General features: G+C 73.7%; 11 protein-coding genes. 3 read left to right on the top strand and 8 right to left on the bottom strand.

What is annotated here, in order from left to right; genetic code table 11:
* Positions 1-122: 122 nt before the first annotated feature.
* Both ahcY and QPJ90_RS11545 read right to left on the bottom strand, forming a co-directional pair.
* Positions 123-1,601: an adenosylhomocysteinase gene (gene ahcY / locus QPJ90_RS11550; protein ID WP_290131366.1), complete on the bottom strand. Its 1,479-nt coding sequence runs from the start codon at positions 1,599-1,601 to the stop codon at positions 123-125.
* Between the two features lie 142 nt (positions 1,602-1,743).
* Positions 1,744-1,956, bottom strand: coding sequence for a DUF3499 family protein (locus QPJ90_RS11545; RefSeq protein WP_058726834.1), 213 nt, complete (start codon positions 1,954-1,956; stop codon positions 1,744-1,746).
* Between the two features lie 58 nt (positions 1,957-2,014).
* Here QPJ90_RS11545 and QPJ90_RS11540 point away from each other — a divergent pair, with 58 nt between their 5' ends.
* Positions 2,015-2,455 (top strand): metallopeptidase family protein, encoded by a 441-nt coding sequence (locus QPJ90_RS11540; protein ID WP_290131365.1) that lies wholly within the window; start codon positions 2,015-2,017, stop codon positions 2,453-2,455.
* Between the two features lie 64 nt (positions 2,456-2,519).
* Here the strand turns inward: QPJ90_RS11540 and QPJ90_RS11535 are convergent, their stop codons facing one another.
* From QPJ90_RS11535 to manA, 5 genes are all read right to left on the bottom strand, one after another.
* Positions 2,520-3,926, bottom strand: a complete 1,407-nt coding sequence (locus tag QPJ90_RS11535) for a DUF5719 family protein (protein ID WP_290131364.1) — start codon at positions 3,924-3,926, stop codon at positions 2,520-2,522.
* Positions 3,923-6,778 (bottom strand): glycosyltransferase, encoded by a 2,856-nt coding sequence (locus tag QPJ90_RS11530; protein ID WP_290131363.1) that lies wholly within the window; start codon positions 6,776-6,778, stop codon positions 3,923-3,925. Before QPJ90_RS11530 ends, QPJ90_RS11535 begins: the two co-directional genes overlap by 4 nt.
* 119 nt (positions 6,779-6,897) lie before the next feature.
* On the bottom strand, positions 6,898-7,221 hold the full coding sequence (locus QPJ90_RS11525; RefSeq protein ID WP_290131362.1) for a WhiB family transcriptional regulator: 324 nt from the start codon (positions 7,219-7,221) through the stop codon (positions 6,898-6,900).
* Positions 7,222-7,416: 195 nt separating this feature from the next.
* The gene (gene galE, locus QPJ90_RS11520; protein WP_290131361.1) at positions 7,417-8,385 is read right to left on the bottom strand and encodes a UDP-glucose 4-epimerase GalE; all 969 of its coding nucleotides are present in this window, start codon (positions 8,383-8,385) and stop codon (positions 7,417-7,419) included.
* Between the two features lie 53 nt (positions 8,386-8,438).
* Positions 8,439-9,647 carry a mannose-6-phosphate isomerase, class I gene (gene manA, locus QPJ90_RS11515; RefSeq protein ID WP_290131360.1) on the bottom strand — a complete coding sequence of 403 codons (1,209 nt, stop codon included), beginning with the start codon at positions 9,645-9,647 and terminating at the stop codon, positions 8,439-8,441.
* Between the two features lie 42 nt (positions 9,648-9,689).
* Between manA and QPJ90_RS11510 the strand changes: the two genes are divergently transcribed.
* The gene (locus QPJ90_RS11510) at positions 9,690-11,075 is read left to right on the top strand and encodes an O-antigen ligase family protein (RefSeq protein ID WP_290131359.1); all 1,386 of its coding nucleotides are present in this window, start codon (positions 9,690-9,692) and stop codon (positions 11,073-11,075) included.
* Between the two features lie 59 nt (positions 11,076-11,134).
* Here the strand turns inward: QPJ90_RS11510 and QPJ90_RS11505 are convergent, their stop codons facing one another.
* Positions 11,135-12,517: a hypothetical protein gene (locus QPJ90_RS11505; protein ID WP_290131358.1), complete on the bottom strand. Its 1,383-nt coding sequence runs from the start codon at positions 12,515-12,517 to the stop codon at positions 11,135-11,137.
* A 107-nt stretch (positions 12,518-12,624) separates the two neighbouring features.
* Between QPJ90_RS11505 and QPJ90_RS11500 the strand changes: the two genes are divergently transcribed.
* Entirely contained in the window at positions 12,625-13,911 is a 1,287-nt protein-coding gene (locus QPJ90_RS11500; RefSeq protein WP_290131357.1) for an O-antigen ligase family protein, read from the top strand.
* Positions 13,912-13,971 lie beyond the last annotated feature (60 nt).

Here is a 13,971-nt window from a genome sequence, read left to right as displayed (position 1 = left end):
CGCGCCCCGAGCCCCGCGCGCCCTGCGCTCGCCCGCGGCGCGGCCGCCCCGCTCGCCCCGCGCGCTGCGGGCCCTGCGCTCGCGCGCGGCGCGGCCGCCGCGCGTCCCCGCACCCCGCCGCGTCAGTACCGGTAGTGCTCCGGCTTGTACGGCCCCTCGACCGGCACACCGATGTACGCCGCCTGCTCGGGCCGCAGCGAGGTCAGCCGGACCCCGAGGGCGTCGAGGTGCAGGCGCGCGACCTTCTCGTCGAGGTGCTTCGGCAGCACGTACACCCCGGTCGGGTACGCGTCCCGCCGGGTGTGCAGCTCGATCTGCGCGAGGACCTGGTTCGTGAACGAGTTGCTCATGACGAACGACGGGTGCCCGGTGGCGTTGCCGAGGTTCATCAGGCGCCCCTCGGAGAGCACCAGGATCGAGCGACCGTTCGGCAGCCGCCACTCGTGCACCTGCGGCTTGATCTCGACCTTCTCGGCCCCGGGTAGCGCCTCGAGCCCCGCCATGTCGATCTCGTTGTCGAAGTGCCCGACGTTCGCGACGACCGCGAGGTGCTTCAACGCGAGCATGTCCTCGACCCCGACGACGCCGAGGTTGCCCGTGCACGTCACCACGATGTCGACCTCACCCGCGACGTCCGCGAGCCGCGCGACCTGGTAGCCGTCCATCGCCGCCTGCAGCGCGCAGATCGGGTCGACCTCGGAAACGATGACCCGGGCGCCCTGGCCGCGGAGGGCCTCCGCCGCGCCCTTGCCGACGTCGCCGTACCCGACGACGAACGCGACCTTGCCGCCGATGAGGACGTCGGTCGCCCGGTTCAGGCCGTCGGGCAGCGAGTGCCGGATGCCGTACTTGTTGTCGAACTTCGACTTGGTCACCGAGTCGTTGACGTTGATCGCCGGGAACTTGAGCTTCCCGTCGCGCGACAGCTCGTAGAGGCGGTGCACCCCCGTGGTGGTCTCCTCGGTCACGCCCTCGATGTCCGCGGCGATCCGGGTCCAGCGGTCCGCGGAGTCCCGGAGCGACGCCGCCACGGTGTCGAGGACGATCCGCCACTCGGCGCTCGCGTCGGGTCCGGCCTCGGGCACGCGCCCGGCGGCCTCTGCGTCGGCACCGGTGTGCACGAGCATCGTCGCGTCGCCGCCGTCGTCGAGGATGAGGTTCGGGCCGATCCAGTCCGCTCCGGCGGACGCCGCCTCGGCGCTCCAGTCGAAGATCCGGTTCGTGCACCACCAGTACTCCTCGAGCGTCTCGCCCTTCCACGCGAACACCGGCACGCCCGCGGGCTCGTCGACCGTCCCGGTCGGGCCGACGACGACCGCCGCGGCGGCCTCGTCCTGCGTCGAGAAGATGTTGCAGCTCGCCCAGCGCACCGTCGCGCCGAGGGCCACGAGCGTCTCGATGAGCACCGCCGTCTGCACCGTCATGTGCAGCGACCCGGCGATGCGGGCACCAGCGAGGGGCTGCCGGGCGCCGAACTCCTCGCGCAGGGCCATCAGCCCCGGCATCTCGTTCTCCGCGAGGCGGATCTGGTGGCGTCCGGCCTCGGCCAACGAGAGGTCGGCGACGCGGAACGGTGCTTCGGTGCGGGACTCGATGGTCATGGCGCCAGTCTTCCACGCGCGCGTCGGCGCGTGGTGTGCGCGACGCGGTGCGATGCGCGGAGCACGCCACGGCGGTGACGGCCGGGAGGCACGGTGCGCGACCCGACGTCGGTCACGCGAGCAGGGCCTCCAGGCCGGTGCCTCAGTCGGCTTCGCGGAGCGGCTCGCGTCGAACGACGCGCCACCCCCGCGGCACCCGGAGCCGCGCGGCGTGCCGCGCGCACAGGTCGTAACCGTGCGGCTCGACCCGCGTCGAGAGCGGGCCGACGACGACCATCGAGTCCCCGTAGTCGTACGTCAGGGTCGCCGACGCGCTCGCGCCACAGGCGACCTTGCTGCAGATCCGTACGTCCATACCGGTACCGACCCTACCGGGTGGGTCCCGGACCCCTGCGCCCGCGTACGATGACGGGATGCGTCGCAAGCCCCCGCTCGTCACCCCGGTCGACCGAGGCCGGGGCCGTTCCCGGCACGGACGCGGTGGTCGTTCGAGCGTGACCGGACCGGACCTCGCACCGCTCACCACGCGGGCGGAGGCGTTCGACCGGATCGTCGGTGACACCGCGCACTACCTCGTGCAGCTGTGGCCGGACGAGCTCGCGGGCGTCGTGTTCCAGGTCGCGGACATGCCGACCGACCCGACCCTGCCGGACCGGATGCCGCGGTGGCGGGTCGACCGGGCCGGCAAGCGGGTCACGGTGTTCCGCGTCCCCGTGGAGCGGGTGACCCGCAGCCCCGAGAAGGACGACGTGGACCGCCGGATCATCGTCGAGACCGCCGTGTTCCGCGCGGTCGGCGAGCTGATCGACAAGGACCCGTGGGACCTGGCACCGGACCGCTACCGGCACTGGTGACGGGCCCGACGGACCCGACGGACCCAGCGCACCCGATGCACCCAGCGGGCCGCGCGTTCCCCGCTCACGGGTAGACGCGCACCGGGGTCGAGACGGCCGTCGACGGCCGCACCGGGAAGCCCGCGATCCCGTCGTCGTTCTGGTAGGTCACCCCGGCCACGAGCCCCGCGGCGCCCGTGATCGTCAGCTGCTTCGCGGTCGGCGCCGGGACGGTCACGGTGGCCCCGGAGACGACGGACACCTGCCGCTCCTCGTCGCCGGAGGCGATCGTGACGTCGGCGTCCGCACGCGTCGGGTTGACGAGGGTCAGCTGTGCACCGTCACCGGGCGCGACCGCGGTGACGACGTCGTCCCCGAGCGGCTCGGCCGACGCGAACCAGCCGAGGTCGGTCGCGTCGTCCTGGGTCGGCGTCGTGGTGCGGGCGCCCGCGACGACCGGCACCGTCGAGCTGATCGTGAGCGAGTACCGCCCGTCCGGGAAGTCGTCGAGCGTGACGTCGGTCACGATGCCCGGCTCGGCCGTGGCGTTCACGGTGGAGCCGCCGCCGTCCGCCGTCGTGATCCCGAGCGTCACCCGGGCCGCGGTGGTGCCGGGGACGAAGAGCCGGACCACCGGGGCGGCGTCCGCGGTGTCGTCGCCGCGCTGGGCGGCGTCGGCGCCCTCGAGGACGACCCCGGGGATGATCTGGGACGTGCTCGGAGCGGCGCCGCCGGACACGATGTCGAAGCCACCGGGGGTGAGCGTCCGCACCACCGTCTCCTGCATGTGCGCGACGATCTGCCCACCGGAGGACTCGACGTGGACGACGGTCGAGCCCTGGTCGGAGACGAAGCCGGACAGCGGCACGACCTTCTGGCTCCGCGGGGCGACCACGATGCCGGTCGTCCCCGGGGCGCTCACGGTGCCGGAGCCGTCGTAGATCGCGAGGTCGACGGTGGCGTTCACGTCGGTGGGGTTCGCGAGCGTGATGAGGCTCGTGCGTCCGGTCTCGGTCGAGCCCCCGACCAGCCAGGTCGACTGCGCGGGGTCGTCGCACGACGCGGCTCCGACGCCGACGAGGTCACCATCGGAGACGCTCTGGTAGCTGCTGCCCGCGACCTGCGGCGTCGTGGAGCCGGCCGGCGCGGTGAGGAGCCGGGGGTCGCTGCTGCCGGAGTCGTCCACGCCGAGGTCGGACCGCTCGACGGAGTCGCCCGTCGTCGCCGTGGCCACGGTGGCGCTGCCGACCGGGCTCGCCTTGGTCGCGTCGTTGCCCGCGTCGTCCGAGAGCCGCAGTGCGTTGCCCGCGCAGACCCGCTGCGCGTCGGCCGCGACGGGGGTGACCGTCTGTCCGGCGGGACGGCCGGGGGTCGACTCGGTCCCGATGGCGTGCGCCACCGTCACGGTGCCGGCGGCGACGACCACGGCGACCGCGGTGGCGGTGCCGCGGACCAACCAGCGGCGGACGGTGGCGGGGGTGCTGGCGCTCATTCGTCACGCTCCTCGTCGAAGGTGGTCGCGGGTTCCTCGGCCTCGATGCGGTTCGAGGTGGCGCGGCGCCGGCGGGGTGCGGTGGGCACCGCGAGCAACGCTGCGGCGCCGAACACCACGCCGAGGACGACGAGGTAGGCGACGTGCGTGGCCTGGGCGGCCGCGGAGCCGGTGGAGGTCCGGTCGACCTCGCCGTCGAAGTGGAACAGCTGGCCGTTCGTGGTCTCGCCGATGCTCGTGAAGAGCGCGTTCTGGCCGATCGCCCCCGCGGCGCGGTCGTGCACGGTCTGCGCCAGCGGGTCGGAACCGGCGTCGTCGAGCAGCACGAAGCTGATCCCGAGCGAGCGGAGCGCCGGGCGGGGGTCGTAGCCGCTGCGGCTCGCGAGGTTGCCCGCGAGCGTCGTGAGCTGCTCCCCCGAACGGCTGAGGGTCAGCGCCGTCGAGTCCAGCGTCGACTGGTCGTCGAGCGTGGAGCCCTGCCCGCGTTCGAGCGAGACGGACAGCGAGCCGTCGGGCTGCGGGTCGACGACGAGCGTGCCGACGTCCGGGTTCGCCTGTGCCTCGGCGTTGACGTAGGCACTGAGCACGCGCCCGCTCGTCGGCTGGATGGTGGCGGTCTGCAGGTAGAACGCGGCGAACGCCGGTGCGACGGTCACGCCGGCGAGGACCGTCGCCACGAGCCCCGCGACCGGAGCGAGTCTCGGCAGCACGTCGAGGCCGATGCAGGCAGCTGCGACGATGCCGAGCCAGTACACGCTCAGCCCGCTCCCTGGCCAGACGATGGTGGTCGTGGAGCCGACGCCCGTGACCGTGAGCTGCGTGGCGCCGAAGGCCGTGGCGTACCCGAGCAGGCCGACGACGAGCGCGGCGCCCGCGACGGCCCAGCGGTGCCCGAGCATCGCGCCGAGTGCCGCGACCGCCACCGGGAGCGCCAGGACGGCCATGACGACCGGCAGCACCCACGCGACGAGGGCGAGCGACTCGGTGTGCGGCAGCCAGCCGCTCCAGTCCGGCACGGGCTGCCCGATGGCGAGCTGGAACGCCGACGGCGCGCGGGTCGCGGACGGCACGCCGGGGTCGGCGAGGACGGCGAGCGGGTTGCCCCTGGCCACCTGCGCCAGGAGCAGCGGCAGGAACAGGACCGCGGCCGGCACCGGGATGAAGATGCGGCGGTGTGCCCGCCGCCAGCCGACGACCAGTGCGACGAGCCACGTCAGCAGGAGCACCGGGAGCAGGGACGGCGCCGAGGCGGCGACGACCGCGAAGAGGATGGCGGCGCCGGCGGCCCACGCCCACGACCGGTGGGCCTCGAGGAGCGCGAGGAACAGCCACGGCAGCGTCAGGTGCGCGATGACGGCACCGAGGTGCCCGCTCGTGACCGCCCCGACGAGCGTCGGCGCGATCGTGTACAGCGCTGCGCCGATCACCGGCACCCAGGTCCGGGTCGTGACCTTGCGCACGGCGAACCACGCGCCGAGCGCGGACACCGGGAACGCGAGCAGCATGACGAGCACGACCGAGGTCGACGGCGACCAGAACGTGATCGAGCCGAGGACCGCGACGACCGCGGTGAACGGGTCGCTCGGACCGGTGAAGCCGGTACCGAGGGAGTGCCAGCCGTAGCCGACGTTCTGCCACAGCCGACCGACCGAACTCGACAGCGGCAGGAGCCCGCCACCGGTCAGCGCCGGCGACCCGAGCAACGGGTACAGCGTCACGACGCTCAGCACGGCCGCGGCGAGCACCACCCAGACCCCGCCGTCGCCGAGGAACGAGGCGCGTGCGATCGGGGCGTCCTCGACGCGTGCGAGTTCGACGTCGCGGGACGTCGTCCGGCGCTCGTGCAGGCGGCGCCAGCTCACGCGGAGCGGCTCGATCGCGGCCCACCCGACGGTGCGGTTGCGCGCGAGCACCTTCCGCGCCCGTCCGACCCCGCTCCCGAACGCGACCGCGAAGGCGGCGGCGAGCTCGCCCGTGACGGCGGCCGGGTGCTTCGCGACGAGGTGCCCGACCGCACGCGCGACCGCGAACGGGACGAGCGTCAGCCAGTGCAGCCAGAGGGTCCACGCCGGGGCGTAGGTCAGCCGGCGGTGGAGCTGCGCCTGACGGTGCAGCCGCACGCGCTTGCCCTCGGAGAACCGCTTGCGACCGAACTCCTCGACCGGGCCGGCACTCGAGACCCGGGCCTCCGGGACCACCGCCACGCGGTGTCCCGCGAGACGCGCCCGTACGCAGAGGTCCAGTGCGGCGTCGACGTCGGGCAGCGCCGGGTCGAACCCGCCGAGCTGCTCCCAGACGGACCGCCGGACGAGCATGCCGGCCGCCGCGACGCCGAGGACGTCGGTGTACCGGTCGTGCTGACCCTGGTCGAGTTCGTCCTGCACGAGCACGAGGGACCGTCCGGTCCTGGTCATGCTCTCGCCGAAGTCGCGGATGCGGGAGGGGTCGTCGTCGTGCACGAGCTTCGGGCCGACGACCACGACGGACGGCGCGATCTCGACCGCGGTGAGGAGTTCGGCCAGCGCCTCGGGAGCCGGTGCGTTGTCGTGCCCGAGGAACCAGAGCCACTCGTCGGCCGGACCACCGTCGCCGTCGGCTGGAGCGACCTCGCGGACGCCCGTGGCGACCGCCTGCACGAAGGTCCGGCGCGTCGACAGGCGGACCAGAGCGGCCGAACCGCCGAACTCGAGTCCCGCCGTGGAGCCGTCGGTCGATCCCGCGTCGACGACGACGAGACCCTCGGGGTGGCGGGTCTGCCGGGCCAGCGCGTCGAGGGTGCGGTCGAGGTGGTCGCCGCCGTCGGCGGCGACGAGGATCGCGGTGACACGGGGCTGGGAGACGCTGGGCTGCATGACGGGCGTCACTCTACGGTCTGGAGGCACGCGGTCCGTCGCGGACGGCGGCGCGCCGTGAACCTGTGGGAGCCATCACCGCACGGTGTGCGCCGGTCGCGCAGGGTGCCTCCCGGCGGCTACGCCCTCTTGCGGAGCTTGCGACGCTCGCGCTCGGAGAGACCACCCCAGATGCCGAAGCGCTCGTCGTTCTCGAGCGCGTACTCGAGGCACTGCGCCCGGACCTCGCACGAGGTGCAGATCTTCTTCGCCTCACGCGTCGATCCGCCCTTCTCGGGGAAGAACGCCTCGGGGTCGGTCTGCGCGCACAGCGAGTCCGCCTGCCAGGCGAGCGGGTTCTCCTCGTCGTCGGTCTCCGTGCGGCGGACGCCCGGGACGCCGAGCGACACCGGGTCGACGTGCCAGTCCTCCGGAACACCGGCGCTGAAGTCGGAACCGTTCACCCTGATCACCCCTGACGACTTGTGACGGACCACGACGGGTTGCCGTCGTTGCCTGTAATTACAGCGGTGTGATTCCCGAGAGTCAAGTCGCGGATCATAGAAGCGCCTGACCGTTGCGGCGTGTCATGTCCCCCGTCCTGGCGTGTCGCCCGCGTTCTGTCCGGGTTTCGGGGGACACGCCAGGTCCGGATCAGGTCACGCTCGAGCGACGCTCCGGCGCGCCTCCCACGCGCTGGACACCATCTGGTCCAGGGAGTGCCGCATCGCCCAGTCGAGGTCACGGGCCGCCGCCTCGCCCGTCGCGACGATGCGCGCGGGGTCACCCGGGCGCCGCGGAGCGACCTCGGGCTCGAAGGCGATCCCGGTGCCCTTCGCCATCGCGTCCATGATCTGGCGGACGCTCACGCCGTCGCCGCTGCCGAGGTTGTACGCCCGGTCGAGCGGCTCCCCCGCCTCGAGCTTGCGCGCGGCCACGGCGTGCGAGTGCGCGAGGTCGGCCACGTGCACGTAGTCCCGCACGCAGGTGCCGTCCGGGGTCGGGTAGTCGTCACCGTTGATCCGCGGGGTCCGACCGGCGAGCAGCGCGTCGAACACGAGCGGGAAGAGGTTGTGCGGGCTGGCGTCGTAGAGGTCCGGCTCGCCGGAGCCGACGACGTTGAAGTAGCGCAGCGAGGTCGTGGTGAAGCCGCGGGCGACCTCCATGTCCCGCAGCAGCCACTCGCCGATGAGCTTCGACTCGCCGTAGGGCGACTCGGGTGCCTTCGGGGTCGACTCGACGACCGTGTCGACGTCCGGGGTGCCGTACACGGCGGCGCTCGACGAGAACACGACCTTCGTGACGCCCTCGTCCGCCATCGCGCGGAGGAGCGTCGTCATGCCCGTGACGTTCTGCTCGTACGTGTGCAGCGGACGCTCGACCGAGACGCCCGCGTACTTGAAGCCGGCGACGTGCACGACCCCGGTGACGGCGTGCTCCCGGAGCGTCCGGCGCACGAGGTCGCCGTCGAGGATCGTGCCCTCGACGAACGGCACGTCCTCCGGCACGAAGCCGCGGAAGCCGCTCGACAGGTCGTCGAGCGCGACGGTGTCGATGCCCGCCGCCCGCAGCGCTCGGACGACGTGGGACCCGATGTACCCGGCACCGCCGGTGACCAGCCAACTCATGGTCGTCACGCTAGCGGACCGGGGTGTCCCCCAGGGGCGTCAGACGTGCGTGTTCACGCACCCGTCGCGATGAACACCGTCGACGTCAGGCCCGACGCCGCGTCGGCCTCGACCGTGACGTCGCCCTCGTCCGGCGTGACGTAGCAGGCCTCGCCCTGGCGGAGCAGCGTCGCGCTCGTCGCACCGACGAGCGTCACCACGCCCTCGGTGCAGATCGCGATCGAGGGGCCGTCCAGGGGCGCGACACCACCCGTGCCGAGCCCGACCGGGCCGCCGTCACCCGTGACCCGCACGAGCGCGAAGCCGACGCCGTCGGGGGCGAAGCGGTCGACCCCTGGTGCGAGGTGCTCGGGCTCGAGGACCGGCGCCGGGTACGCGGTGAAGTCGAGGACGTGCAGGAGCTCCGGCACGTCGACGTGCTTGGGTGTCAGCCCCCCGCGGAGGACGTTGTCGGACGGCGCCATGAGCTCGATGCCGAGTCCGTCGAGGTAGGCGTGGATGTTCCCGGCGGGCAGGTACATCGACTCCCCGGTCCGGAGCGTCACGCGGTGCATGAGCAGCGACACCACGATGCCGGGGTCGCCCGGGTACGCCGCCGCGAGGTCGCGGACCGTGCGGATGTTCGGCCCGGCCTCGTCGTCGGGGACCGCGGCGGCGAGGTCGCTCACGGCCCGCACGACGGCGAGCGCGCCCTCGTCGGCGGTCTCGAGCCAGCGCACGGTGTCCTCGAGGCCCTGCCCGAGGTGCGCGACGAGCGGGCCGAGACGGCCGGAGCCCGCGTCGAGCCGCTCGACGTCGGCCGTCGTCTCGGCCACCGGGCGGAAGCCGCTCAGGGCCTCGAAGCGCTCGCTCAGCGCCACGACGAGCTCGGGCTTCGGGAACGGGTCCTTGTAGTTCCGGGCCGGGTCGTCGATCGGGACGCCGGCGGCCTCCTCGCGCTCGTAGCCCTCGCGTGCCTGCTCCGGGGTCGGGTGCGCCTGCAGCGAGAGCGGGGCGGCCGCGGCGAGGACCTTGAGGAGGAAGGGCAGGCCGGTGCGCCCCGTGCCGAGGGCGTCCTCCGGCTCCGCGGCGATCCAGTCGAGCAGCGTGTCGGCTCCCCCGACCATCGCCGGGTTCACCACGACGCTCGGGCTGCCCGGGTGGGCGCCGAGCCAGAGCTCGGCCTGGGGTGCGCCGGTGACGGTGCGGCCGAGGAGCTCGGGGATCGCGGTGACGGACCCCCACGCGTAGTCGCGCGGGGTGTTGGTGATGCCGAGGAACATGCGGCGAGCCTACCGGCGGGCGCGCGACGGTACCCTGACGACGTGACGAACACGTGGCCGGTGGCTCGAGGGACGGTTCCGGAGCGGGAGGCGTTCGCGTTCGCGAGCACCCTGCTCGGTGTGGTGTTCGCCGGCGACGCGGTGCCGAACACCCTCACCTGGGTCGGCGCCGGCGTCCTCTGGGCGCTCGTCGCCGCCTGGGGCATCACGATCCTCGTCCGCGCGAAGCCGCCGCTGACCCGGACCCCCCGGTCGCTGTGGTTCTTCCTCGCCTGGTGCCTGGTGTCGCTGGTCTGGTCGCACTGGCGGTACGCGACCCTGCCGAGCATCGTGGTGCAGGTCGTCTGCGCCGCGGTGGCGTTCGCGGTCGCCTCGACCCTGACCTGGCGCCGCATCCTCGACGCGACGAGCCTCGCGATGCGCTGGGTCCTCGCGCTGTCACTGCTCTTCGAGGCCTTCGTCGCGGTCGTGCTCCGGCACCCGATCGCTCCCGCGTGGACCGACTACGGGGACGCGAAGATCCCGGACGCCTTCTACTTCTCGCGCGCCGAGCTCTTCACCGGTGGCCGCATCCAGGGGCTGCCGGGCAACGCGAACCTCCTGGCGATGGTGGCCCTGCTCGCGGCGATCGCCGTCGGGGTGCAGCTCGCCGAGGGTCGCATCCGTCGGGCACGCGCCATCGGGTGGCTGGTCGTCGCCGCCGTCGTGTTCCTCCTCACCCGGTCGTCCACGGTCGCCGCGGCCGCGGTCGTCGTCGCGCTCGTGCTGGTCGTGGCGCTCTGGATCCGCCGGACGCCCACGGACCGCCGCACGCCGCGCTACCTCGTCGTCGCGGCCGCCGCCCTCGTGCTCGCGGCGGTCGCCTTCGTCGCGCGCGGTGCGGTGTCGGAGCTCCTCGGCAAGGGCTCGGACGCGACGGGCCGCGGTGAGATCTGGGCGAAGGTCCTCGGACTCGTCGACCAGCACCCGGTCGTCGGCTGGGGGTGGATCGGCTACTGGTGGCCGAGCATCCCGACCCTCGCCGACCTCGCACACCGCAAGGGTGTGACGTACCTGCAGGCGCACGACGCGTACCTCGACGTGTGGATGCAGACGGGCATCATCGGTCTCGTCCTCTTCGCGATCTACGCCCTGACGACCCTGCACCGGGGCTGGGCCGGCGCGACGCGGATCGGGTACGACGCTCGCCTCGAGCAGCGTCCGTTCGACCCCGTGACGCTCTTCCCGCTCCTCGTCGTCGTCGCGCTGCTCGTGCAGTCGGTCGCCGAGTCGCGGCTCCTGTACCAGGGGAACTGGATCCTCTTCGCGCTCCTCGCGATCAAGTCGCGCATCGTGCTCGTCGGTGACGAGCCGGCGTCGACGGGCGACGGGCCCCGCACCCCGCCCGCCCGACGCGCCTTCCGACGACTCCCGGCACCGCGCGCCTGAGCGGTCCGGCCGGCGGTCCGGCCACCGCGCGGGCCGACGGGCGACTCCGCGCGTCCGCGTCAGCGCAACCGTTCGCAGGGCACCGACGCACCCCACGGCGCCGTGCGGACGCGCGCCACGTCGAGGTCGGGGTCCGCACGGCAGGCGGCCGCCGCCGCGGGGAGCTGGGGTGCCCACTCGGGGCCGGCCGCTCGGCGGGAAGCCGGCTGCGCGTGGTCGAGGAGCTGCGGAGCGGTCCCGACGACCGCCGAGGTCACGACGACCGCGACCGCGCACCAGCCGACGGCCGCGCCGACGAGCCGAGCCGTGCCTCCCGGCCGGGGTCCGCTGCGGGGACCGCCACGCCCGTCGGCCCACGTGACGAGCACGCCGGCGGCGGTCGCGACCGAGGAGAGCAGCAGCAGCCCGCTCGCCGCCGCGTAGCGCAGGGGGCGCGCCGCGGCGAGCACGGGCGTGGGCGTCGCCCACGGCGAGTCGACGCCGTTCGCGTACAGCGCCGCGACCCACACGGCGAAGGACGCACCGGCCAGGGCGACCACGATCCACCGCGCCCGGGTGGGCCCGACGACGACGGCCGCGACGAGCAGCGCTGCGACGACGAGTGCCGGCACGACCGCGACCCCCCAGCCGTGCGCGAGGACCGACCGGACGACGTCCCCCGCACTCGATCGGAACAGCCCGTTGACGGGTTGCAGGAGGAACCCCGCCACGACGTCGAGCGGCCGCGGGGTCGCGGACGCCGGGGTCCGCGGGGTGGACAGCGACACGACCACCTGCGCCGCCGCGCCGCCGAGTGCCACCACCGTGACGGGCAGCGCCAGCAGGTCCGGGCGTCCGCCTCGTCGGGCGGGACGCGGGAACCAGGCGAGGAGGAGGAGCGGCAGGAACAGGACCGTCTGCGGCTCGGTGAGCGTCACGGCCGCGGCGACGACGGCGAGGCCGGCCGTCGCCCGCCAGCTCCGGGCGCGGTACGCGAACACCCACGGTGCGAGTGCGAGCAGGAACCAGTGCAGGTTCGCGGTGTTCCCGGCGATCTCGTACGGTGCGAGCGGCAGCAGCGCCGGCACCGCGGCGAGCAGGGCCCGGAGCGGCCAGGGGCCGACGACCTGCCGGGCGAGCACGAACACGAGCGCAGCGGCCACCCCGACGACGCAGCAGGAACCCAGCGACAGCGCGAGCGCGTACCGCTCGACGGGCAGCGTCCACGCGGCATCGACCACGATCCGCGGCACGAGGTGGAGGTACCCGGCGTACGGCTGCAGGAGGTCCCACGGGCCGTCCGCCACGCGCTCGCGGAGGAACACCCCACCGTCCTCGGCCCACACCGTCCGAGCCGCGACGGGCCCGAGCCGCCACCAGCCGACGACGGCGACGACCAGGCCCACGAGCACCGCGCCGAGCCCCGCGACGACGGTGGTCCGGACCGTCCCCCTGTGCTGCACGGCCAGATCGTATCGTCGATATCGCGCTTCGTGGATAGCGACCGGCCGTCGGGTGGCACGACGGCGCCCGCGCGGTACGCGAAGATGGACGGGTGACGGACAGCCGGGTGACCAGACGCGTGCAGGCGCGCCGGTACCTCTCGGCCTGGATCGGGTTCTCGGCGGGCGGGCGGTTCAGCCAGGCCCTCGCGACCGTGATCGTCCTCTTCGCGTTCGGCGAGCCCACCGTCACCGCGCTCGTCGGCGGTGCCGGCACGTGGGCGGTGCTCGTCACCCTCGTGGTGCTCGCCGGGCTCAGCCTCCTCGGTCAGCGGTACCGGATCGAGTGGCACGGGGTGCTCCCCCTGTCGCTGCTCGCGTTCGTCGGCTACTGCGCGCTCAGCGTCCTCTGGAGCCAGTACTCGTGGGTCGCCCTCCGCGGGTTGACGGCCACGGTCTGCTTCGTCGGGCTCGGTCTGTACCTCGCGCTCGGACGCGACCTCGTGCAGGTCATCCGCGCCTCCGGTGACGCGTTCCGGATCCTGCTCGTCGTCGCCCTCGGCCTCGAGGTCCTCTCGGGCCTCGTGCTCGACGTCCCGATCCCCGCCTTCGGCATCCGCGGCGACATCGCGTACGGCGGACCGATCCAGGGCATCGGCGGCACCCGCAACTTCATGGGGTTCATCGCGGCGATGGCCCTGGTCACGTTCGTCGTCGAGTTCCTCACCCGCTCCGTGACCGTCTGGCGCGCCGTGGCGTCGACCGCCCTCGCCGTGATCGCCCTCATGCTCGTGCAGTCCCCCATCACGGGCCTCGCCATGATCGCCCTGGCCGTGACGGCCCTCGCACTGTGGGCACTGCGGCACGCGCGACCGACCGCACGACCCGTCGTGAACGGCGTCCTGGGCGCCGCGGTCCTGGCGATGGTCGCGGTGGGGGTCATCGCCAGGCACCGGGTGCTCGCCGAGATCGGCGCGGCGGGCGGGACGGCGACCCGCATCGACCTCTGGGCACAGATCCGTTCCCTGACGACGCAGTACCCGATTCAAGGCTGGGGCTGGGTGGGCACGTGGCCGCAGGAGGCCGTGGTCCCCTACGTCACCTTCATCGACCCGGCGGGCGAGCGCTTCACCTCGGCGCTCAACGCGTTCGTGGACGCCTGGTTGCAGATCGGGCTCGCGGGGACGATCCTGCTCGGCATCACCGCCGTCCTCGCGTTCGCGCGGGCCTGGGTGACCGCGACGACGTTCCCCGGCGTGGCCTACGTCTGGCCGGCGGCCGTCCTGGTCCTCCTCGCGGTCACGAGCACGGCCGAGAGCTACCTCCTGCACGGGGCGGGACTCATGGTCTTCGTCACCGTGCTCGTCGTCGCGGCGCGGCGGCGCTCGTGGCGGAGGCACCTGCCCCGGGTCTGAGCGCCTGACGGCTCGGGGCGAGCGTCCGAGCACCGGCCTGGAGGCACGGCTCGCCCCGTC

The sequence above is a fragment of the Curtobacterium sp. 458 genome (genome assembly GCF_030406605.1).
Classification (GTDB): Bacteria; Actinomycetota; Actinomycetes; order Actinomycetales; family Microbacteriaceae; genus Curtobacterium.
This window is presented reverse-complemented; position numbering and strand designations above follow the sequence as displayed.

Excerpts from the sequence above, each read along its gene's own strand:
- QPJ90_RS11540 (WP_290131365.1), top strand. The coding sequence starts at position 2,015 with ATGCGTCGCAAGCCCCCGCTCGTCACCCCGGTCGACCGAGGCCGGGGC.
- manA (WP_290131360.1), bottom strand. The coding sequence starts at position 9,647 with ATGTTCCTCGGCATCACCAACACCCCGCGCGACTACGCGTGGGGGTCC.
- QPJ90_RS11545 (WP_058726834.1), bottom strand. The coding sequence starts at position 1,956 with ATGGACGTACGGATCTGCAGCAAGGTCGCCTGTGGCGCGAGCGCGTCG.
- QPJ90_RS11535 (WP_290131364.1), bottom strand. The coding sequence starts at position 3,926 with ATGAGCGCCAGCACCCCCGCCACCGTCCGCCGCTGGTTGGTCCGCGGC.
- QPJ90_RS11530 (WP_290131363.1), bottom strand. The coding sequence starts at position 6,778 with ATGCAGCCCAGCGTCTCCCAGCCCCGTGTCACCGCGATCCTCGTCGCC.
- ahcY (WP_290131366.1), bottom strand. The coding sequence starts at position 1,601 with ATGACCATCGAGTCCCGCACCGAAGCACCGTTCCGCGTCGCCGACCTC.
- galE (WP_290131361.1), bottom strand. The coding sequence starts at position 8,385 with ATGAGTTGGCTGGTCACCGGCGGTGCCGGGTACATCGGGTCCCACGTC.